Genomic DNA, 22,315 nt, shown 5'->3' on the forward strand with positions numbered 1-22,315 from the left:
GGCGCAGAATATCTGTCCCGTTTCTGCTGCTTAGAAGGAGCATAGCCGGGCCTTGTCTCGATTGGCTTAAACCTTTCGCGACAATTTTAAACGATGTGGAATTCTGTTACACTTTAGCACGCAAGTGCTTGAAGTTCAACTTATGTTAGTACGAGTAAATTAATCTCTTTGGTTGCAATGGCTTTGGTCGCCGCTCACTCTGGTAAACGAATTCAAATGTTCTCCCACCTCATCAATAAGCGGGTCTTGCGAGAGGTTTTGCTTTTCGCCTTCATCGGCGTCGTTATATTGACGCTGATACCGTTCGGGAGTGTTACACCCTTGGCCTTCGCCTTCGCGGCGATCGGAATGTTTGCTCTCGCCATTGTTTCGGGACTGCTGTTCGGAGAGCCGAGACAGAGCAGACGGGTGTTCGGCATCGCTCTGTTTCTGTTGATCGTTCTCACAGGATGGACGTTCATTCAGACGATCGAACTGCCTGCGCGGTGGCTGGCAAATCCCGCTTGGGATGCCGCGCGTGACCTGGCGGGCGTCGATTACGCGGCGATCTCGGTCGCGCCGGCCGACACGCTCGCCTCGATCCTCTGGGTGGCGCTGCCCTTCGTCACGTTCCTGACCGGGCTTCTCTTATGCGATACCGATCAGCGCGCAAGGACGGTGCTCTCCGGTCTCGGGCTTGCTGCGGGCATCATCGCTGTTTTCGGCCTGCTGCAGTTTTCGCTGTTTCCCACCATCCTGATCGTCGTCGAGAAACGCGCCTACCTCGACAGCCTGACCGCAGTCTTCGTCAACCGCAATACCGCCGCGACCTTCCTCGGGCTTGGAACGCTGCTGATGCTGACGCTGGTCAGAGACATTGCCCGTTCCTATTCAAACCATCCGCCCGGCGAGCCGGGCCGAAACACGCTTCTCTTGAAATCGTGGATCTACATCCTGCTCCTATGCGCATGCTTCACCGCGCTGATGCTGAGCCGCTCGCGCGCCGGGATATTTGCGACCTTTGTTGCCGCTCTCATCTATTTTCCGTGGCTTGTCATGCATTGGAACGGCTCGAGGCGTCATCTGAAACCGGCGCCAAGATGGCGTTCGATGCTTAAGCTGCTTTCGGCGATTGTTTTCGTCGTCGTGCTGCTGACGATGTTTGCCGGCCAGGCGATTTTGCGCGCGCAAGAGCGGCGGCTCGAGGATGATGATCGGTTCTGCATTCTGCCGGGCATCTGGCGTGCCATTTCGGATCATTGGTTGACCGGGACCGGCCTTGGAACCTTCCGGACCGTATTTTCCGCCTACCGCGATCCGGCCTGCGGAATTTTCGGGATCTTCGACCGGGCGCATAATTTTTATCTCGAAGGATTCTTGGGCCTCGGAATAGTGTTCCCGATTGCCGCGGTCCTTGTCTTCTCGGTGCTTGCCAGCGTGTTCCGGCGCGGGCTCGCGCAAAGACGGCGCCTGAGGCATTATGTTCTTCTTGGCATGGCCGCGACGGTTTTGGTCGCCCTTCATGCGGCGGTGGATTTCTCGCTGCAGATACCGGGTTTCGCCGTGTTTTATTCAGCCTTCCTCAGTGCCATTGTCACGATCAGTCTCGGGCGCAGCAACGGACAGGCGGACATGGCATATGAGCGGCCGCTAACCAATTAAAATTTAAATAGATGGTTTTTATGAAGATTTTTAGAAAATAGTGATTGTGCAGGTGCGAGCTGTTGACTCTGAAACCTAAGAAATTTTATAGCGGGTACAGTCTTCGGATTGTTGCGGCGCCAGAAAAGTCGAGCTGGGTCGTTTTTCGCTTCCTAAAGGGCTTGGCGTTGCCAGCCTGCCACAGTTAGGGGAATGTTAATCGGCATTCAGTGTTATTGATCGGGGATTGTCTTGTATTTTGTCAGATTGCGGGGCAGTAGCTTCAGGGGCGTCAACACAGGTTATTCTATGGGTTGTTCTCGTATCGTTAGTACACGCGTCGCCATTGTTGTAGCGCTAACCACTATATTGGCAAGCTGCACGTCATTGCCAAGATCCGGCCCCGATCACAAAGATGTTGATCGAGATGCGGCGGTGAAAGTGACAACGAAGGAGCGTCGCGTCGGCATCGACTACGCCCTGGTTGATCTCAGCAAGAATGTTCTCCCGTATTTTACGTCTCCTCAGCCAACCTCCTTCAAGGGCTTTGGCGGCGGTCGAGGCGGGGCGCCCGAAATTCCGCTTGGCTACGGTGACGTCGTTGAGGTCGCCATCTTCGAAGCTCAGTCCGGCGGTCTCTTCATTCCCTCCGACGCTGGCAGCCGACCCGGCAATTACATCTCTCTGCCGAGCCAGACAATCGATAGAAACGGGACGATCACAATTCCCTATGCGGGTCGCGTTCCGGCAGCCGGTCGCCTCAAGGAGACCGTGGAGCAGGACGTCGAGGATCGCCTGGCGAGCCGCGCGATCGAACCGCAGGTGGTCATCACGACAACGACAAGCCGCTCCAGTCAGGTGGCTGTGCTCGGGGATGTCAACAATCCCCAGCGCATTGAGATCAGCCCGGCGGGTGAACGTGTTCTCGATGTCATTTCCGCCGCGGGCGGTTTGACGACCAACAATATCGAAACGAATGTGACGCTGCAGCGCCGCGGCAAGACGGCAACCGTCGCCTACAACACGCTCCTGAAAAACCCGGCGGAAAATATCTATGTTGCGCCGGATGATACGATCTCGATCGATCACGAACGCCGCACCTATCTCGCGCTCGGCGCGGCGGGCGTCAGCGGTCGCTTCGATTTCGAAGAGTCTGACTTGACCCTTGGCGAGGCAATTGCAAAGGCAGGCGGCCTGCGCGACGACCGCGCCGATCCGGCTCAGGTTCTGCTCTATCGCCAGGTCCCCAAGAAAACGCTTCAAGCGATGCACGTGGACACGACGAGATTTGCAGGGGATGCGGTTCCGGTGATCGTGCGTGCCAACCTGCGTGATCCCGCAACCTTGTTTGCCGCCCAGCAATTCAAGATGGAAGACAAGGATATTATCTATATTTCCAATTCGGACTCTGTCGAACTGGTCAAGTTCCTTGACATCGTCAACTCGGTATCGTCCACTGTTTCCGGTGTAACGGATGACGCGAACGATACGCGCAACGCGATACAGGATCTCGGAAATTGATTGAAATAGGCGAGTCGGCATCGATCGCGAAGATCAATGCCGACGGCCTATATAGTGGATTTGATGAAGGAAACTGTGGTGATGGCAAGGTCAGCTGTTTATCGTAAGCTTGCATATAGCGGAATTGTCGTTGCGATGTTTGCGGGCATGAATTCCAGTGCCTTTGCGGCAGCTTGCTTGGGTCCGGCAAGCCTGACGACCGTCGATGTGAGTGGATTTACGGCCAATCCCGCCGCTCTCCTCGACATGTCCGATCCATTGGTTCTGTCATCGCGCGTTCGCGCGCTGGTCGGCAGCAGCAACGACACGCTATCGCCGGTGATCGAGCAGGCCAAGAAAGCCAATGCCACACAGATGGCGGCGATCGGCGCCGGTCTCGGGCGGGCGGCAAACAGCTGCCAGGTGACGGACCCGCAGTTCAAGCTGGCGATCGAAAAGGCTGTCGCCGAAGCGGCCAGCGCCGACCCCAATCTGGCGCCGCTGCTTGCCGCCTTTGCGAAGGTGCTTGCCGAAGGCGGAACTGCGGCGCTCGGCCCGGGCGCAAGCTCTGCGGCTGCTGCAGCCGGTATCGGCAACGATGGGTCAGTTGGGCAGACAGGTCCCGGCTCCGATGACGGCACGCCGTATGAGGGCGCCGCGACCACTGCTGGAACGCTCAAGGTTTCGAGGGCCCAGTCGTCTTCCGATACGACGGAGTCGACGAGTCCGAGCTCGCCGGTCATACAATAGCTGGAATTGCCCTTAGATCTTAGCGCTTGACGCCTTTGTTGGAGATCGAAATTGCTATCGCCAGATAAACTTACGCCGCGTATCGACCCCTCCCGCGATACCGGAAACGAAGCTGACTTCATCGATTTCGACAAGCTCATCGCGATTGCCCGCCGACAGTGGCGGATGGTCGCGGCGTGCGCTTTCGCCTTCGCCATTCTCGGTATTGTGTATGTCCTGACATCCGTGCCGGTCTACACTGCCGACACCAGCGTGCTGATCGACCGCAGCGACAATCAGGTGATCAACCAGCTGGCGGCTTTCGGCCAGTTGGACGATGACGAAGGTACGGTCCTCAGCCAAGTCGAACTGTTGAAGTCCGACACGATCGCCTATGCTGTCGTCGACAAGCTGAAACTCGTCGATGATCCGGTGTTTAATGCAAATCAGAATTCGCTGTTTTCAATTGCGACGCTGAAATCTCTGGTGAATTTCAAATCATGGTTTGCCGATGACGCGGCCGTCGCACCGGATCCGGAAATGAAACGGCGAAACGCCGCCGAAACGGTTGCGGGCAATATCGATGTCGAGCGCGTCGGCAAATCCTATGTTCTCGACGTCAGTTATACCTCGCAGTCGCCCGACATGGCGCGCCAGATCGCGGCCGCGATCGCCGACGTCTATATGGTCGACAAGCTCAATTCGAAATACGAGGCGACGCGCCGGGCTGGTGAATGGCTGCAGGAGCGTATCGAGGAACTGCGGCAGCAGGCACTGGACACCGACCTTGCGGTTCAGAAATTCCGCAGCGAGCATGGGCTCGTCGAGGCCGGCTCCGGGACGCTGCTGAGCGAGCAGCAGCTGTCCGAGATAAACACCCAGTTGATCAACGCACAGGCCGAGACGGCGAAGGCCGAGGCGAAATATGCCCGCGTCAAGTCGATCATCGACGCCAAGCAGACCGATGCGATCGTCACGGATGTGCTCGACAGCTCCATTTCCAACGATCTGCGCAAGAAATATCTGGAGGCTTCCAAGCTCGAGACCGAGATCGAGGCGCGGCTCGGCCCCGATCACGTCCAGGCGGTTCGGCTTCGTGCGGAAATGGAAGAATATAAGAGACTCATGTTCGATGAGTTGAACCGCATTGCCGAGAGCTACCAAAGCGAGCTGCAGGTGGCAAAATCGCGGGAAAATTCCTTGCGCGACAGCGTCACGCAGGCGACGGGCGTTGCCGCCAGCGCTGGCGAAACGCAGGTGCAGCTTCGTGAGCTTGAGCGCACGCGCGATACCTACAAGAATCTCTATCAGAGCTTCCTGACGCGCTACCAGGAAGCCATTCAGCAGCAGAGCTTTCCCATCACTGCCGCACGTATCATCACGAGCGCGGAGACCCCCACGAAACCGAGTGCTCCGAAGAGGGCCCTGGTCGTTGCTTTTGCGATGTTCCTCGGATGCGCAGTCGGCAGCGGCATAGGGGCTTTCCGCGAATTCCGGGATCGGTTCTTCCGCACCGGCGACGATGTTCGGGAGGTGCTCGATGTCGAGTCTCTCGGCGTCATGCCGCTGATTGAAAATAACGTCGAGGATCCAACGCTCGTTGATCCAAGCAATCCACGAAGCATCGCCAGGGGCGGGAAGACGACGACCTATGTCGAGGAGCATCCGCTCTCGGCATTTGCCGAGACGCTTCGAAGCGCGAAAATCGCCATCGACATCAGTGCGGCCGATCAGCGCTGCAAGGTTATCGGCGTCGTATCGAGCCTGCCTGGCGAGGGCAAGTCGACGACATCCATCAATTTTGCCAAGCTTCTGGCAATGCAGGGTGCACGCTGCCTGCTTATCGATGGCGACATGCGCAATCCCGGTGCCACCCGGGCGATCGGCCGCCATGCCGAAGCGGGCTTGCTCGAGGCGATCGTCGACGGCCGTCCGCTCAAGGATCTGATCCTTCTCGATCCCAAAACAAAGCTCGCATTCCTGCCGACGGTGGCGCGGTATCGCGTTCCGCATTCGTCGGAACTGCTGGCGTCACGCGGCATGGATCAGCTTCTGGAAACGGCGCGTCAAAGCTTCGATTATATTATCGTGGACCTGCCGCCCCTGGCGCCGGTTGTCGATGCGCGCGCTATCAATTCGAAGCTCGATGCGGTGGTTTTCGTTATCGAGTGGGGAAAGACATCGCGTAAGGTCGTGCAGTCGACCCTGCTGTCGGAGCCGGAACTCTATGCAAAATGCGTCGGTGCTGTCTTGACCAAGGTCGATCCGTCGCAGATGAAACTCTACCGGACATTCGGCTCGAGCGAGTATTATTATAAGCGATATTCGCGATACTATACTGAAAGCTGATGCTCGGCAGTCGGTTCGTTTCGGGCACCAGGATCGCTTTTGTTGTCGTCACCGTCGTCTTTGCGGTGCTGGCCGGTCGAGAGCTGTACGCGTCGATCAGAACGGCCAGCATCTCGATCGTCGCCGAAAGGCTCGAGCGTGGCGGCACCGTTGCCGATGACGTCGTGGCGAAATACGCTTCGCGCAGTGTCGAGGTCGTTGACGGGCATTATTGCCGATCCGACATTGTGGCGGCTGGCGTGACCCTCGTATTGACCCAACTGGATCGGCAGAACGTCAATGTCGATTACAACGCCTGGGCGACTGCGGCGTCGGGTGCGCGTCAATATTTGCGGTATGCACTGTCGTGCATGCCGACGAACAGCAATTTTTGGCTTCGTCTTGCGGCGGTGCAGTCGACAATTGCCGAAGAGCCGGTCGCGATTGCGGGAATGATGAAGCGTTCGGTTGTGCTCTCGCCTCACGACGAAGCGATGGTTCTGACGCGGTTTTATTTCTGGAACGATTTCACCGATGCAACGCTTGCCGCGGCCAAGCGCCCGCTCGATAGCGATCTTACGACCATGCTGAAACTCGGTGATCGTTGCAGGGTCAATGCCACGATAAAAGAAATCAGCCCGCAACTTCGTCCAATCTTTGATCGAACCTGGGCGAGCGTCGGAGACGGTGCGACAGCACGGTTTCGACAACGTTGCAGCAGGGGATAGCGCCTGCAGCGTTTCAAGGCCGTTCAGAAGGTCAAGCGGGCTTTCACCACGCACTCTTGGAAATTTCTTTGAGACTCCGAGGTGACCGCCGTAAAGTTCCCGGAAGTCATTGATAGCGGCAGCCCGCCTTCGCTGGAGGGGCACCCTTAATAAAGAGCAACGCCCGCTGCTTGAGGTGGCGGGCGTCGCTTTTGTTGACTATTGATGATCAGACGCTCGGGCTGGAGTCAAAATCCGTGCCTGTGATATTGAGCGTCAGAACGCCGACATCCGTGTGACCTTGGCCGTCCGAAATCTTGTAGTACTGGATGGTTTCCGTGACGTGATCGCCCGGGGCGATATCTGCTGCCAGATCATAGGTGAACGAGCCGTCCGACTTGACATGGAAGGTGCCATAGGTGCCGGCGACGTCAGTCGTTGCGCTCGGATTGCCGTTTACGTTCGTGGTGCCGAACTGACGGAGGAAGAGATGACCATTGTCGCCGGGAATGTCGTTATCCAGAGCATTGCCGCTGATGGGGTTGCCTTCGGTGAAGCTGTAGTGGTCGTCGACAGCGACCGGCTTGACCTGGGTTACGCCCTGAATATTCAGAGTGAACAGGCCGACGTCGGTATGACCGCTACCGTCGGAGATCTTGTAGGAGACTTTCTCCTGAAGCAACTCGCCATTGGTGAAGCCGATCTTGGCAGCGTCGCTCAGAACATAGGTGTAGCTGCCGTCCGGCTTGACGAAGAAGGTGCCGTAGTCGCCCTGGATTTCGGTGACTTGGCTGTTGCCTTGCTTGGCGCCAACGCTCTGCTGATCGAAGGCACGCAGGAACAGGTGGCCGTTGTCGGATGAATCGTTAGAAAGCAGATTTCCCGAGATAACGTCGGTTTCCAGAAATGTTGCAGTATCATCGGTTGCATGAATTGCCATTGATTTCTCTCCTTGAATTATTCTTCGCCGGCCGTCCCTGACCTTTGGCGAGCGGCCCGATTAAGGATTTCCCAATGCGGAGAGTCAAGAACATAATTAACGGAATGTGAGCATTTCCGGGCGCAATTTCCAATAATGACACACGTTAAATGTGCATAAGATAATGAAAGGCCTAAGAAATATTGCGTTAATAATAAGTGAGAACATAGGATAAGAATCTTTCTGCCATATTTCTTTCGACTGTAAGAATCTTTATTGGCGAGCAACCTATCGGAATACGAGACGCTTCTTCATCGGAATGTCATATTTCGGCTAATCAGATTGAGCTATTGTTTGATCTTAAGTTTTTCGTTGTTTGTAACATTATTGTCACTGCGCTGTGCCTCTTGTTTGGTGCTGTCACTTCCTCGTCATATCCCTTTATCGAGGGAGTTCAGGTATCGGTAGAAACTCCATTCTGACAGCGCGCCATCAGTTGGAAAATAAACTTGGCATCACGAGGATGCCTGAGTAACTGACGTGCATTAGACGGTACAAATTTGCTGCAATGCGAAATGTGCGTCGCGTGAAAATGTCTATTCTTCAAGAATCAAGAATTATTGCGGAATGTCCGGCATTTTAGTGTTTCATTTTAGCCGACAGAGAGAGGTCCCCGCTTAAAAGATTTCCATTACCTCGGGGAGATCAGAGCATGACCGTCTATTACGTGAATTCAGCGACAGGGTCCGACCACAATAGCGGAACCGGCGAGAATTCAGCTTTTGCGACTTTGTCCGCTGTCGAATCCTTGAAGCTCAATCCCGGCGACAGCGTGCTGCTTGCTGCCGGCAGTGTGTTCAACGAACAGTTCGACCTGAAGTATTCAGGCAGCATTACTGCTCCGATCACGATCGGCAGTTATGGTATCGGTGATGCACCGGTCATTCACAGCAGCAATGACGGTATCCACGGTTCCAAGGCTTCGAATATCGTCATCGAGAACATCAAGATCGCCGACACCGGGGCCAACGCGATATATGCGGGGAATGTGTCGAACTGGACGGTGCGCAACGTCGAGGTGACAAATACGGGCCTGGCCGGAAAGGCCGGTTCAGTCAGCTTCCAAAGCAGCCAGAACATCACGATTGAGAACAGCACGCTGACCGGTGTGCATGCCGATGGCATTTGGATGGACAAGGTCAACGGCGTCACCCTGATCAACAATACCGTGACCAACAGCCAGGGCGCAGCGGCGGACGCCATCCAACTCAACAACAGCAGCAATATCCTGGTCAAGGACAATCATCTGGAGCAGACGGAGACCAACAGCGCCAAGGGTGTCCTCGTGCTGGTCCAGGCTGTAAATGCCGTGGTCGAGGGCAACACGCTGGTCGGCGGCGGCTTCGGCTTGAGTGCTCAGGCGGGCACGAATATCTCCATCCACGACAACGATATCTCCGGATTTGGTGGCTACAAATGGTCCTACGGCATCGGACTTGGTGATCAGGGCGATGCGAAGAACTACGACATCAGCGGAAACTATATTCACGACGGCGTGTGGGGCGTATCGATCAGTGCGGCGGGTTATCCAGATTATGTTCGCTCGAATATCGATATCCATGACAATGTCTTTGACGATCTATCCTCTTCGGCGCTGAAGGTCGACAGAGCTGCATCGGGCTCTTTCCATGACAATATAGTCGACAGCCTGGTGTCGGCGTTCACGATGCCTGCCGTCATTGCCGTCGCAAACACGTTCTCTGTCAGCGACAGTAAGACGCTCGAACAAGCCCAGGCCGAACTCGACAATGCTGCCGGCACGCCAGGCAGTGAACAGACGCCCGCCACACCAACTGCCGAGCCGCATGTGGACGTGCCGGTGCAGCCGCAGACGAGCACGCCAACGCCGGTCATCGAAACGCCTACGGCACCTGCCGCCGTCGCTGCTAAAATTATCGCAGTGCATGACAGCCTGAAGATCTCGACCGACACCGGCAGCGCCTATCACGGCAATCTGCTTGAAAACGATAGTGCGACCAACGGGATCGTGCTGCTTCGTCGCTTCGGTGATAGCGCGGTGGATAAACACGGTCTGACGCTGATCGGAAAATACGGTGTCATCCATGTGGAGAGCGACGGCGACTACACCTACACGGTTGATGCGGCGAAAATCGCCGGCCTTAGCGGAAAGGTCAGCGAGTCCTTCCAGTACAAGATCTCTGACGGCGCTTCGCACATCGATACGGACAGCTTGAGCGTCGGCATCAATGTGGATGCATTCCATAATAGCCATATATTGGTCTGAAACAGACTATCGCCGCGATAGCGTCAACCGGTCGCTGCTGACCGGCCTGCCAAGGCCTAAGCTCGGCAATCTGCCGCCGTCGGCGGCTGAAATCAAAAGAGCCGGGGATGGCTGACGGCAAAATGTTTCCGTCGTTCACAAACAGGCAGACTGTATATGGAATGTATAGTTAATGCCTGAGTAAACATCGTGTCTATGCGTGAAAGGCGGTCAGTGCTTTGAGCCGTTATTGGGCGGTTTTGGATTTTCACTTGCTTAAACCGGTATATTTATCGTAGCGTTAAGCTAGACCCCTAAACTCGCGCGCTAAAAATTGGAACTTTTGGTCATATTTCAGTGGGATTCATATAATAAGTCGTGAGCTTGCAAGCGGAGGTCCGGCGCTGGTGCCGACGATCCAAATGCAACTATGTCATTGATCGGGCTTGATTGACCCGTAACTGCAGTGTGCGTTGGCGTTACCTAAGTGCGATGCGGTAGGAGAGGATTATTTGGTGTTTCAGAGTTCAGCAGCTGATGTCAGTGAGCCATCTAAAGCCTTGCGGAAATGCAAGGGAGGTCTTGTCTTCATTGGCATAGCCAGCGCGCTCATCAATATCCTTTATCTCACAAGTTCGTTTTTTATGCTTGAGGTGTATGACCGCGTCATTCCCGCCAAAAGCATTCCGACGCTGGCTGCTTTGGCAATACTTGCGTTAGCTCTCTACGCCTTTCAGGGCGCGTTCGAAGTTCTCAGGAGCAGAATGCTCGTGCGCGTTGCCGGTGCGCTCGACGAGATGACGAACGGACGTGTGTTCCGGGCGCTCATCAAGGCGCCGTTGAAGGTCAAGATCGGTGGGGACGGGCTGCAGCCGCTGCGCGACTTCGACCAGATCAGAACCTTCCTGTCCGGCATGGGCCCGACGGCGATGTTCGATCTGCCCTGGCTTCCCTTCTATATCGTGATCTGCTTCCTGTTTCATCCGGCGATCGGATATATCGCGATCGGTGGATCGCTGGTTCTCGCCATCCTGACGTTCATGACCAACCAGGGAACGCGTACGCTCTCAAAACAGCAATCCGAAGCCGGCAATATGCGGAATGCCTTTGCGCAGAGCTCGATCCGTAACTCCGAGGTCATTCACGCCATGGGCATGGCGGGCACCATGGCTGAAATCTGGGATCGCAAAAACGCGGAATACCGGGGCATCACCCGGCAAGCATCCGATGTCGGGAACGGATATGCGACGCTGTCGAAGATTTTCCGCATTGCCCTGCAATCCGGAACGCTGGCGACCGGTGCGATCCTGGTCATTCAAGGGCAGGCCTCCTCCGGCATTATCATCGCCGGCTCTATTCTGACGTCTCGCGCTCTGGCGCCTGTGGAAGCGGCGATCGGAAATTGGCGCGGTTTCGTTTCCGCCCAGCAGAGTTGGGCGCGGCTTGCGAATCTGTTGAAAACCATTCCGGAAATCCCGGCCCCGCTCGCGCTTGCGGCGCCTTCCAAGCAGGTGACGGTCGAGGGGGTGGCAAGCGGACCGCCGGCGGGCCAGCGCCTGGTCATTTCCGATGTCAGCTTCGGCCTGAGGGCAGGGAGCGCACTCGGGGTCATCGGTTACAGCGCCTCGGGCAAGTCGTCGCTGGCGCGGGCGATGATGGGTATCTGGCCGACTGTCAGGGGATCCATTCGCCTCGATGGCGCAGCACTCGACCAGTGGGATGGCGACGCGCTTGGCCGGCATATCGGTTATCTCCCGCAGGACGTGGAACTGTTTTCAGGAACCGTCGCGCAGAATATCTGCCGTTTCGCCAAAGATATGTCGCCTGAGGCGGTGGTTGCCGCGGCGAGGGCGGCGCGTGTTCACGATCTCATTCTTCGTCTGCCGAACGGTTACGAAACCGAAATCGGCGATGGCGGTGCAGCGCTTTCGGCCGGCCAGAGACAGCGTATCGCGCTGGCAAGAGCGCTTTACGGCGAACCATTCCTCGTGGTGCTCGACGAACCGAACTCCAATCTCGATGAAGAAGGCGAGCGGGCGCTGAGTGCCGCGATCATGAGCGTGCGCGCACGCGGCGGCATCGTCGTCGTCATCGCACATCGATCCGGCGTTCTGGCGGTGTGCGACTTCGTGCTGATGATGCAGGACGGCCGGATGATCGCCTTCGGTCCCAAGGAAGAAGTTCTGGCACGGGTCAGCCGACCGGAAGCGGCGCGTACGCCGATTGCAGATCGTGTGGCTCAGCTCAAAGTCGTCGTCGACGGCATGAATGCGGCCGAATAGGCCGGGGAGAAGATTGTGAGCAAAGTCATCAGCGAATCGAAACGCTCCCTCAACCGTCATGTCGCCATTGTCGGCGCCTTGTCGATAGCTCTCGTGTGCGGCATTGGCGGTTGGGCGGCAACGACGGAGCTTTCGAGCGCCGTCATCGGCGAAGGCGTGGTCGTCGTCAACGGCGATGTCAAGAAGATCCAGCACCTGACCGGCGGTATCGTGTCGGAACTTCTGGTCTCCGAAAATGACCACGTGTCGGCCGGCCAGGTCCTGATACGCCTCGATGGAACGTCGACGAGAGCAAACCTTTCGATCGTCGAAAGCACGCTCGCCCAGCTCTATGCGCGCCGCGCCCGTCTGAAGGCGGAACGGATCGGCGACGATTCCTTTCAGGTCGAGGAAAATATCCGCGATCTGACATCATCCAACACGGCCGCGCGGGATCTTCTCGATGGCGAGCAGAAACTGTTCGACAGCCGCAGGTCGGCGCTGATCGGAATGAAGAGCCAGTTGGCGTCGCGCAAGGATCAGTTGGCCGAGCAGGTCAAGGGATTGGTCGTTCAGATCAACGCCACCAACGATTCGCTGGGCTTGATCGAACAGGAGCTTGAAGGCGTCGACACTCTCTACAAGAAGGGGCTGGTCACACTTCAGCGCTTGAATTCGCTCAAACGCGCGCGCGCCGATCTCCAGGGTAACAGTGGCCAGGAAATCGCCGCAAAGGCGGAAGCCGAAGGTAAGGCGATCGAGATCGATCGTCAGTCGATTCAGCTGGACGAGGATCGTCGTTCGGAGATCGCAAAGGACCTGACCGACGTCGAGGCGAAGATCGCCGAAAATGAAGAGCGCCGTGGCGCCGCGGTCGATCAACTCCGCCGTCTCGATATTACCGCGCCGTTGAGCGGGCGCGTTCACGAACTTGCCGTTCACACGGTCAATGGCGTCATCGATCCCGGCCAGACGCTGATGCTCGTCGTTCCTGAAAACGATGACCTTACGGTTGAGGCGAAAGTCGCTACTCGCGATATCGATCAGGTTCACGTCGGCCAATTTGTCGATGTGCGATTCAGCGCCTTCGATCAGCGCACGACGCCCGACGTGCGCGGTGAGATCACCTCGATTGCGCCTGATATCGTCAAGGACGAACGCACCGGCATCAGCTACTATCCCCTTCGCGTCAAGCCGGAGGCTGCGAGCATCGCCAAGCTGAAGTCCATAAAGCTCTATCCCGGCATGCCGGCGGAAGTCTTTATCAAGATCGGCGACAGAACCGTGATCTCCTATCTGACGAAGCCGCTGACCGATCAGATGCAGCACGTATTTCGTGAGGAGTGATTGGCGGCCGTATCGGACCGTCAAGAACTCCAACGTTTCGAAGAAGCCGTTGTCATCCGCTAAAACGCGTCGCGAATCTTTCCGATTCGCGACGCGTTTTTCCCAGGCAAAGCGCGAAGCGCTTTTGCCGGGAATTGCATAAAAACAAAGGGATAGAGCGGTTCTGCGCTTCCGTTGAAAGCTGAACCGATCTAGTGCATGTCGTTATCGCAACCGCTACACAGTTCTGCGGAACATGCTTTAGGTTTGGGTGGGGTTATTTGCCACGATCGAATAGGCATCAGCGGCTATTTCACGAAATTGTCTCAAGCCTGCGGCAGGGTCTTCCTATGATCGGTTTGCGGCTTTGGCGAACGGCGGGAATTCGGAGGCGACCGGCTTATGCGCTGGTTTTGTTTTTGGCCTGTCTCGCGATGTTTTCAGTGACCAGGGACAGTTATGCCGAGGGCCTTCCGCCGTTGAAAATAGTGGCTTTCGGTACATCCTTGACGGCCCGCGGGGGATGGCAGCCGTCTCTCGAGACGGGGCTCTCAGCCTGCCTGCAAAGACCTGTGAAGGTCGAGAGCGTCGCAAAGAGCGGCGAGACGTCACTATGGGCCCTTACCCAGGTGGATCGCGTCGTTGCCGGGCAGCCGGATATCGTTTTGATCGAGCTTTACGCCAACGATGCAGCATTGCAGCGGTTCGTGTCGCTTGCGCAAAGCCGGAAGAATATCGGCGACATCCTCGACCAGCTTCGGCAGCGCCTGCCGCGAGCCCGGATCATCGTCATGGCGATGAATCCGTTTTCGGGACTGCGTGGACTGATCCGTCCCTTTGTCGGTAGCTACATCTCGGCCCATCAGGCGGTGGCGCAGGAACGGGGTCTGGAGTTTGTCGACCACCAGCCCAACTGGCAGCGTCTGACGCCGGGGGATCTGGCCGCAGCAATTCCTGATGGCGCCCATCCCCTGCCGGACATTGCTTCCAAAATCATCGTGCCGGAACTTGTCAAACATATTGCCGGCGGCAATTGCAAAGAATGAAAGATCTGGCCGATCGCGTCCGCGGGGGGCTTGGGTTCAGACGGTCGCGAGATAGCCTTTGAGGTATTTGACCAGCGACGTCCGTCCAACCTCAGATGGGTCCTCGTGCGAGGGACTGTCCAGATCGTCGAGAAGATAGTTTTTGAGATCCTCGTCGGTATGCGCGACATAGATGCCGGGCCGGCCGGCGAGCTGGCCTACCGTGGCGAGCTGATGATCGTTTCGATGCTCGCCAAGAGACGCCTGCCGGGGAACGAGAATAATCGGTTTTCCAAAACGTTTCGCGGTCAGCACCGTGCCGATTCCCGCATGAGAGACGATAACGCTTGCATCGAAAAAGACCTTATCGAAGTCCGCGGGCTCGATATTCTTGATCCATTTCATATTCTGGGGCGTGTAGGTGCCTTTGCCGATCTGCGCCAGAACCGGCCTGGACAAGTCCTTTGCGAAGGTGTCGACAGCCTTGACGAGGCGATCAAACGGCAGCTGCGTTCCGACGGTGACAAGGATCAAAGCACAGCTCCTGCGTAGTGGGGACCATCCGGCCGCGACAAATGTTGCCATTGCGTGAGCCAGAGCGTCGCAATACGGCCAGCCAATTTTCCCGACAGGGACAGTTTCTCGACATTGGCGACGCTGTCGATCCAGATCGTCCGCTTGCCCGTCAATTTGCCGGCAAGCAGGCAAAAAAGTCCGGGCGCGGCACCGGTGGAGATGATGACATCAGGCCTGTGTCTGATGACGATGGAGAAGGCGCTGAAAAAGCAGCGGATCGACATGCTAATCGAGTCGCGGCTGCAATCGGGAAGCACCAGACCGTCGCGAATGTCATATTTGGCAAGAAGGCCCGGGATGGTGGTTGCAAAGATGATATCGCAGCCCTCGAATGCGCCGCGCATGGCCATCAACTGTTCCCAATGGCCGCCTCCCGAGGAGGCGGCGAGAACCTTTAACTTTTTTTCAGTCATAGACAGGCATCTCCTATATTTGACCGATGATAAGAGTGAAAAACAATTCTGTTCGAACAGCGGTTGTGTCTCGAGAGTTCCGCCGAACTGTAACATTTTTGGCCGCGTTGGTCGAAGCCTTGAAGTTCATGGAGGGCCAATCACTTGTGATGTTATGGTTTGGAACATAAGATGCCTCGAAATTTATCCCAAAATGCTCCCGGCAAACAATATCAGTGAGCCGCATTCGGCTTATATTCCTGGTATGCATGTCCGAGAATCCCGTTGACCATGCCGGCGCCGCGCAGAACATGAGTGAGGGCACGCATGCCCCAATAGGGTGAAATCAAGATCGCCGGCAGCATGGCCAGTCCAAGCACCACTCTCGTGGCACCATAGGCAGCGCGATAAATCCGGCGCTTAAGGTTGCCATGCAGAACCTCGCTGACTGCGAAGGTATTGCCGAGCCGGTACTGTCTTTGCAACACCCATTTCCAGGTCATCCGGTTCGCAGGAACGATGTCATAGACAAGGGCCTTGTCGGCCCAGAAAATCTGCATGCCGCGGCGGATGGCCTGATTGAAGAAGAGATAGTCCGTGCCGCCGGTGAAGCGCATCTTCTCCTCAAAACGAAGATTCCATGAGCGGATCAGCGGATAGTCGAACATGACATTGTTCGAAGCCGCATAGCCGATACGCTGGCCGTCCATGTTCTTCTTGCGCTCGAATACCCTGGCCTTGATGAAATATTCCGGTGGGTTTTCGGGGTAGACCGGCTGGACGGGGCCATAGACGCAATCGGCGCGGTTTTTCTCGCGGGTCTCCAGCATAGCGTCCAGCCAGCCGTCGACCGGCCATTCGTCATCGTCGAGAAAGCAGAAGAGGTCGGTGCCGGGAGGTGCCGAATCCAGCGCGCGGTTCCGCGCAAAGGGTATGCCCTGGTTCTGTTCGACGACGTAGATCAGATCGTAGGCGCCGGTTTGGCCAAAGCCCTCCACCGTTGCCTTTGCGCTGCCGGTCGCATCGTTGTCCACGATCACCATGGTGAGATGATAGGGGCGGGCCGGGTGCCGGATCTGACGCGTCATGACGTCAAGCAGCTTGGCGATCCCGTCCAGACGCCGATAGGTCAGCACGCCGACGGCGATCTTCAACGGCGCGGTGGCCGCGGCCGTGCCGGCGGATGAATGCGGGAAGGTTTCTTGTTGGTTCACGACTGTCCTCTTCGCAGCATATTTCCCAAACGCTTGCGCGCCGCCATCAACGCCACTTCGGTTGCGGCAGCATCGCCGAACGGACCGCCGGCGACCGTGCTGCGAGCTTCGCTGCGCAACTTCAGCAGCGATGTCGTTTCGGCAATACCGCCGGCCACCAGGCTCTTGCCGAGCGCCTGCAGCCCATCATAACGACGCGCCAGTTCCAGTCCGGTCGCAATCATGATCCGCGGGCGCAACGTCTTTGCCCTGCTCGTGCCCGTATAGCGGTTCGACGCATGAATGCGCTGAAACGTCAGCGGCGTTTCGACGATGGCGCCGCGGCCGAGATAGGCAGCGGCAAACTTGATATAGTTGTCGCTGAGGACGACGTCTGTAGCGACTGTCATGGGCAGGATCTGCGCCAGCAGGCTGCGTCGGAAGCTCAGGCCCGATGTCGGAACGGGAAGCGAGGGGAAGCCGCCCCGGCGAAGCGTTTCCCGCTTGTCGAACAAGGTCATTTGCAATTCCGCAGACGGCCGGTCGCCTTCATTGGTCGTTACCCGATCAAAACACCAGTCGATCTCGTTGCGATCGTAGATCTCGGCTATCCGCGCAAGTTTACCGGGCAGAAACGCGTCATCGGCATCGAGGAGAAACAGGATGTCACCGCTCGCGGCCGCAAAACCGGCGTTGAAACTCGAGGCTTGGCCGCCATTTTCCTTCAACACGCACAGGATCTTCTCGCCATAGGAGGCGAGAATTTCCCTGGAATCATCCGTCGAGCCATCGTCGACCACGATCACTTCGAAGTCGGGGTAGACCTGCGACAGAACGCTGTCGATGCATGGGCGCAGAAAGCGCCCGTAGTTGAAGTTGTTGATGAGCACCGAGAGTTTCAAATTACCGCCTCCTGGGCCAATCGATCACCGCGCCTGCGTCTGGGGCGCGTATCGGCGAATTCCGGCGCGATACCCACGCATGTAGTAATATTTCCAGATCGCCCAAAAACGCTTCTTCGATTGCGGCAAGAGATAGAGCATGGCTGCCCGCAATCCCCATTGCGCGCTTTCGATCCAGGTCGGAAGCGGAACTCCGCTTAACCTTACCCCACCGGGCACTTCGTCGGGAAAGAGTGCCGGCATGCCGTAGCCAAGCCGTTCGCCGCGCTTCTGTACCCAATGCTCAGTGACACTTGAGGCCGGAATCCAGTGATGAACCACGGCCTCGGCGCATCGATAGGATTTGGCGCCATTTGCCGCCAGACGAATGATGATCTCAGCATCTTCGCCCATGGCAAATATCGGTCCCGGAAGAGGACCGATATCTTCCCGGTAGCGCACGCTCGTTCCCAGCAGTTCTCGCCGAATGATCGTGTTCGGGCCCCAGACCTTTGTCGGGTCACACGGTCCGCTCTGCGTTTCATCGACGATCGCAAATGTCGATCCCATCGGGATCCACTCGATAAAGCGGTCCTTCGGTTCCTTTTCCCAATCGGGGACGATTCTGCCGCCGAAGACGCCATAGCCCGGATGGGCGGTGGCGCAGTCGACGATGGCTTTCAGCCAATTCGGTTCGGCGCGGATATCGTCGTCGGTGAGGACGACGAGATCTCCCTTTACCCGATCCAAACCCAAATTCAGCGCGCCGGATTTTCCCGGCTTGTGCTGCTGCAGGATGGTGATCGGAAGCGTCTCGCTATATGACTTCAAAAGGTCGAACGTGCCGTCATTGCTGTTGTTGTCGATAGCAACCAATTCCCACCGATCATGGGGAAGCTCCTGGCGCACCAAGGAATCCAACATCTGGCGCAGCCGGCGGCTGGCGCCATTGTAGGATGCAAAGAGCACGCTGACGAATAGATCCGACATCAGTGACCAACCCTCTTGGTGAAGTCGAAAGAGAAAAGCGTCATATTTTGACTGCCTGTGCGATGTTCGGGCGAATGGTTTTTACGCCGGATTCGACCGGGTCTTGCCGAAGAATTCGCGCCTATGCGTTTCACCGACTACCCTCAGCTTACGAAGATTGCGTAGCCAGCGCCGCGGTTTGGTCAGCACGCCGCGGTTCAGGAAATACTGTCGCAGCAGGCTCGGCGCCTGACTATGCGATCCGCCATGCGCGACCCGGTATACTGCTCCGCGAAAGGGGAGCTTCGCAAGCGGCGCCCCGCGTTGCGCCAGAATCTTCGCGATACGGACATGGCTGCCCAGCATCGACTTGATCCAGTCGAGCGAAGCATCCTCAAATCGGTCCGGCACATCGTAGAGATCGGCACGGATGATCAAGGATGTGCCGCAGAGATGGCTGAAGTCATCATGGCCGAGGAGGAAATTGCCGCCATCGTCCCAGATGTAACCGTGGTCGATCGTCCAGCCGTTGGCGTCCCGATTTTCGGATGCGTGCTGCACGATCCGAGAGCTCACGAAGTCATCGTCGTCGACAATCATGAAAAAGCGGCTGTCGGCGGCGTTTAGCATGCCGCTCAGAACCCGCCGGCCCTTGTCCGCGCGGAAGGCGTCAAGGAAGTCTTCCTTGCTGCCCTTTCCAAGTTCATGCAGGTCGTTCGGCGGAAAAGTCACGCGGACGGCAGAAAACTTTTCCGGCAGTTCAGGCAGATCGGCCCCTTCATTCGCAACGATGATTCCCCGCCAGTCTCCATTGGTCTGGTTGGAAATGGAGGCCACGGTCTGGGTGAGATTTGCCTTCAGCCTGCTCCAATCGCGGGCATTGTCCTGATGTCGGACCGGGATGATGAAGGTAACGAGTGGCATCCAATAACCCCCTTAAGCCCGCAAGCCCACAGCTTGTTTGTTATCGATACGCCCCTTGATCGCCTGGTGACGCGCCCACTCGATCCCGTCTTCGAGCGAGGTTGCCTTGTATGAAAGATCCGTTCCGCCGGAGAAAGCATTCATGAAACGGCGGATCTTTCCATAGCTGTTATCCAGTACGGCATGCGGACGGCCGAGCAGCAGCGAGCAGATATGGACGTGCAGGCGATCGGTGACGATGGCGCGCGCCCGCGAAATCTGGCTGATGCCGCGTTCGAAGCGGTTATGCGCTGCGGCGTCGAGCCTGCGCAAGGCAACTTCGCTCGGCTTCAATGCAAGATAGGCTGAAGCTACCCCCAGCTTCTTGGCGATATTCACCTTCCGCTTCGACTCGGTGATCCAGTCCTCCACCGGAATGTCGGAAGGGATCTTGCGATCGGTGCCGCCAACCCTTTCCGCATCCTCTCGCAACATGGCGAGGACGGGAATCTGCGTCGCCCTTTCCGCAAGCGGGCCGATGGCGAAAGCCATATCGGGGCATAGCCGCACGGTGCAGTCGAAGTGTTTCTCGGAAAATTCCTTCGATTCTTCGTCGCGCACGAGCAGAACGAAATTCTTGTGACGCCCGATTGCCCGTTTGGACTGCTCGATGCGCTCCGGCGAACTGTAGTGGATCGATTGCGGGAACTGGATGATCTGACGATCCGGGAAACGCTCCATGATCATTTCGCGGAAATCCTGGTGGGCAACCCAGATATCGCCGAAATTGCCGCCGCCGTGAATGAAGATCGGGCCGGTGGGAACCCGCCGCTTCAGCTCGTCGGCGGAGAAGTCGTACAGCCTAGAAACATAGTCCGGACGCTTGCCGAAGCGATCCTTGAGATAGGCCATCTCACCCAGCCAGATCGCCGAGTCGCCGCAATTGCGGATGTCCGGAAAGTCGAGAATGGCGAGCGGTTCCTCGCGCGAGACATAGTCCTTCAGGCAATCATGGATCATGCCGTTGAGTTTCGCGATCAGCTCAGATCTGGATTGGCTGGTCATTCTGCCTCTCTTGTTGATGTTCGTTTAAATTCAGGCCGACTTGGGTACGGCAATACGTTTGGCTTTTGACAGGAACTTGACAAAGATACGCTGAACTTCGGTTTCCGGGCCATCCGGCTTCTTCATCGCAAGCCAAAGGACAAAACTGGAGCCGAGATAGAGAATACCGCCGGTGACGACGAGGATGGCCAGGTGAAGGGCCAGCGCCGTCTTGTCGGTCGGCGTGTTCAGGATATGCGACAATCCCCAGACGCCGGCGGCCATCACGGCGACGCTGGCAAGCGCGCGGAAGTTGGCCGCGAGCTGCTGGAAGAATGGCAGATTGATCAAACGCTTGACGAGAAGCATGTTGACCGCGGTGGAAATCAGGCCCGTCAACACGCGTGCATAGACAACGCCCGGCAGTCCGGCCATCATCAGCCCGGCGATGATGATGGGAACGCGAACCACCAGCATCTGCGTGTCGCGGATGAACAGCAGCTTGGTATGGCCCTTTGCCATGCCCAGCGGCTGGACAAGCGAACCGAGGGTCTGCAGCGCGAACACCGATGCGAGCGCCTGGACGATGAAGATCGCCGGAACCCACTTCTCTCCCAGGGCAAGCCGCATCATCGGATCGGCGACGACAGCCATGCCGATTCCCGCCGGGAGCGCCACCGCCGCCAGCAGCGCCTGCGCGCGTTGATAGGCTGCGACAAGCCGGACCGGATCGTTGCGGACCTTGGAAAAGCCCGGGTAAATCGTCTGGTTCAACGGCGCCGTCGCCTCGCGCGTCGGCAGCGTGGACAGGGTGTTGCCGACGGTATAGTGACCAAGCTGCGTGGCGCCCAGCATCTTGCCGATCAACAGATACTCGATCCGCCAGTTCAGCGTGTTGACGATCTGTCCGGCCGTCAGCCACACCGAGAAGGAAAACAATTCCCGGGCGTGGCGGAAGGTTATGCGTGGCCAGAACGGCAAGACCGTGTAGGACACGATGATATTGGTCACCTGATAGGCAAGCGTGCCGATCACGAGCGCCCAATAACTCTGATAGATGGCGGCAATTGCCACTGTCACGACAAAACCAGCCAGCTTTTGCGAGACGTTCAGCACGAATTCCTGCCAGAAGATCAGATCGCGCTGGAGCATGATGCGGCGTGGATTGGCAAGACCGCTCAGGAGCAGGCTGAAACTGAGTGCAAGCATCACGCTGGTCAGCCGAGGCTCGTTATAAAATTCGGCGATCGGATAAGACGCGGCGGCAAACAGCAGCGCCAGGATGGCGCTTCTTGTCACGCTCAATGTCCACACCGCGCTGAAATGGCTTTCGCTGGGAGACTCGTGGCGGATCAGCGCCTGATTGAGCGAAAGTTCGGTGACCGAGCTCAAGATGACTTGGATCGTCGTTGCAATGGCGACGAGACCAAAATCCGCCGGTACGAGATACCAGGCGAGGACAAAGGTGCTGAGTGCCGAAAGTCCGTTGACGATGGCGCGGGACAGACTCAGCCACATGCTGCCCTGAATCAGTCGGTCGGTCACGCTGCTCATGGGCGAACCGCTCCTGATGTCGAGAACCTTGACCATTTGCGCAGGCCGCCTGCTGATCCAAAATGCGTCTGCCCCTTGTGGGCGCAGAGGTTATTGATGGAGTT

Annotated in this window: 18 protein-coding genes; 9 read left to right on the forward strand and 9 right to left on the reverse strand. The window is 57.2% G+C overall.

What is annotated here, in order from left to right:
* Positions 1–216: 216 nt before the first annotated feature.
* From CO667_RS23545 to CO667_RS23565, 5 genes are all read left to right on the forward strand, one after another.
* A complete protein-coding gene (locus CO667_RS23545) occupies positions 217–1,641 on the forward strand; it encodes an O-antigen ligase family protein (RefSeq protein ID WP_097620717.1) in 1,425 nt (474 codons plus the stop codon).
* Positions 1,642–1,929: 288 nt separating this feature from the next.
* On the forward strand, positions 1,930–3,141 hold the full coding sequence (locus CO667_RS23550) for a polysaccharide biosynthesis/export family protein (RefSeq protein ID WP_097620718.1): 1,212 nt from the start codon (positions 1,930–1,932) through the stop codon (positions 3,139–3,141).
* An 81-nt stretch (positions 3,142–3,222) separates the two neighbouring features.
* A complete protein-coding gene (locus CO667_RS23555) occupies positions 3,223–3,870 on the forward strand; it encodes a sugar transporter (RefSeq protein WP_179874210.1) in 648 nt (215 codons plus the stop codon).
* A 51-nt stretch (positions 3,871–3,921) separates the two neighbouring features.
* The gene (locus tag CO667_RS23560; RefSeq protein WP_097620719.1) at positions 3,922–6,198 is read left to right on the forward strand and encodes a polysaccharide biosynthesis tyrosine autokinase; all 2,277 of its coding nucleotides are present in this window, start codon (positions 3,922–3,924) and stop codon (positions 6,196–6,198) included.
* Entirely contained in the window at positions 6,198–6,905 is a 708-nt protein-coding gene (locus CO667_RS23565; RefSeq protein ID WP_097620720.1) for a hypothetical protein, read from the forward strand. The genes CO667_RS23560 and CO667_RS23565 overlap by 1 nt, the downstream gene beginning before the upstream one ends.
* Before the next feature lie 208 nt (positions 6,906–7,113).
* On the opposite strand, the gene CO667_RS23570 is transcribed toward CO667_RS23565, so the two are convergent.
* Positions 7,114–7,824, reverse strand: a complete 711-nt coding sequence (locus CO667_RS23570) for an Ig-like domain-containing protein (protein WP_097620721.1) — start codon at positions 7,822–7,824, stop codon at positions 7,114–7,116.
* Positions 7,825–8,515: 691 nt separating this feature from the next.
* On the opposite strand from CO667_RS23570, the gene CO667_RS23575 reads away from it, so the two are divergent.
* The 4 genes from CO667_RS23575 to CO667_RS23590 all read left to right on the forward strand — a co-directional run bounded on the left by CO667_RS23575 (position 8,516) and on the right by CO667_RS23590 (position 14,720).
* Positions 8,516–10,108: a right-handed parallel beta-helix repeat-containing protein gene (locus CO667_RS23575; RefSeq protein ID WP_097620722.1), complete on the forward strand. Its 1,593-nt coding sequence runs from the start codon at positions 8,516–8,518 to the stop codon at positions 10,106–10,108.
* Positions 10,109–10,602: 494 nt separating this feature from the next.
* Positions 10,603–12,369 (forward strand): type I secretion system permease/ATPase, encoded by a 1,767-nt coding sequence (locus tag CO667_RS23580; RefSeq protein WP_097620828.1) that lies wholly within the window; start codon positions 10,603–10,605, stop codon positions 12,367–12,369.
* 15 nt (positions 12,370–12,384) lie between these two features.
* Complete coding sequence (locus CO667_RS23585) at positions 12,385–13,695, forward strand: HlyD family type I secretion periplasmic adaptor subunit (protein WP_097620723.1); 1,311 nt, start codon at positions 12,385–12,387, stop codon at positions 13,693–13,695.
* Positions 13,696–14,024: 329 nt separating this feature from the next.
* Positions 14,025–14,720 carry an SGNH/GDSL hydrolase family protein gene (locus CO667_RS23590; protein ID WP_097620724.1) on the forward strand — a complete coding sequence of 232 codons (696 nt, stop codon included), beginning with the start codon at positions 14,025–14,027 and terminating at the stop codon, positions 14,718–14,720.
* A 36-nt stretch (positions 14,721–14,756) separates the two neighbouring features.
* Here the strand turns inward: CO667_RS23590 and CO667_RS23595 are convergent, their stop codons facing one another.
* From CO667_RS23595 to CO667_RS23630, 8 genes are all read right to left on the reverse strand, one after another.
* Positions 14,757–15,233, reverse strand: coding sequence for a glycosyltransferase (locus tag CO667_RS23595; protein ID WP_097620725.1), 477 nt, complete (start codon positions 15,231–15,233; stop codon positions 14,757–14,759).
* On the reverse strand, positions 15,230–15,688 hold the full coding sequence (locus CO667_RS23600) for a glucuronosyltransferase (RefSeq protein ID WP_097620726.1): 459 nt from the start codon (positions 15,686–15,688) through the stop codon (positions 15,230–15,232). Before CO667_RS23600 ends, CO667_RS23595 begins: the two co-directional genes overlap by 4 nt.
* A gap of 212 nt (positions 15,689–15,900) precedes the next feature.
* Positions 15,901–16,881 (reverse strand): glycosyltransferase family 2 protein, encoded by a 981-nt coding sequence (locus tag CO667_RS23605; RefSeq protein ID WP_097620727.1) that lies wholly within the window; start codon positions 16,879–16,881, stop codon positions 15,901–15,903.
* Positions 16,878–17,762, reverse strand: coding sequence for a glycosyltransferase family 2 protein (locus tag CO667_RS23610; RefSeq protein WP_097620728.1), 885 nt, complete (start codon positions 17,760–17,762; stop codon positions 16,878–16,880). The genes CO667_RS23605 and CO667_RS23610 overlap by 4 nt, the downstream gene beginning before the upstream one ends.
* Positions 17,763–17,786: 24 nt before the next feature.
* Positions 17,787–18,731, reverse strand: coding sequence for a glycosyltransferase (locus CO667_RS23615; RefSeq protein ID WP_097620729.1), 945 nt, complete (start codon positions 18,729–18,731; stop codon positions 17,787–17,789).
* Positions 18,732–18,812: 81 nt separating this feature from the next.
* Positions 18,813–19,634 carry a galactosyl transferase gene (locus CO667_RS23620; protein ID WP_097620730.1) on the reverse strand — a complete coding sequence of 274 codons (822 nt, stop codon included), beginning with the start codon at positions 19,632–19,634 and terminating at the stop codon, positions 18,813–18,815.
* A 12-nt stretch (positions 19,635–19,646) separates the two neighbouring features.
* Positions 19,647–20,678, reverse strand: a complete 1,032-nt coding sequence (locus CO667_RS23625) for a polysaccharide pyruvyl transferase family protein (RefSeq protein ID WP_097620731.1) — start codon at positions 20,676–20,678, stop codon at positions 19,647–19,649.
* A 30-nt stretch (positions 20,679–20,708) separates the two neighbouring features.
* Positions 20,709–22,211: a lipopolysaccharide biosynthesis protein gene (locus tag CO667_RS23630; RefSeq protein ID WP_097620732.1), complete on the reverse strand. Its 1,503-nt coding sequence runs from the start codon at positions 22,209–22,211 to the stop codon at positions 20,709–20,711.
* Positions 22,212–22,315 lie beyond the last annotated feature (104 nt).

Source organism: Rhizobium sp. L43 (genome assembly GCF_002531725.1).
Taxonomy (GTDB): Bacteria; Pseudomonadota; Alphaproteobacteria; order Rhizobiales; family Rhizobiaceae; genus Rhizobium.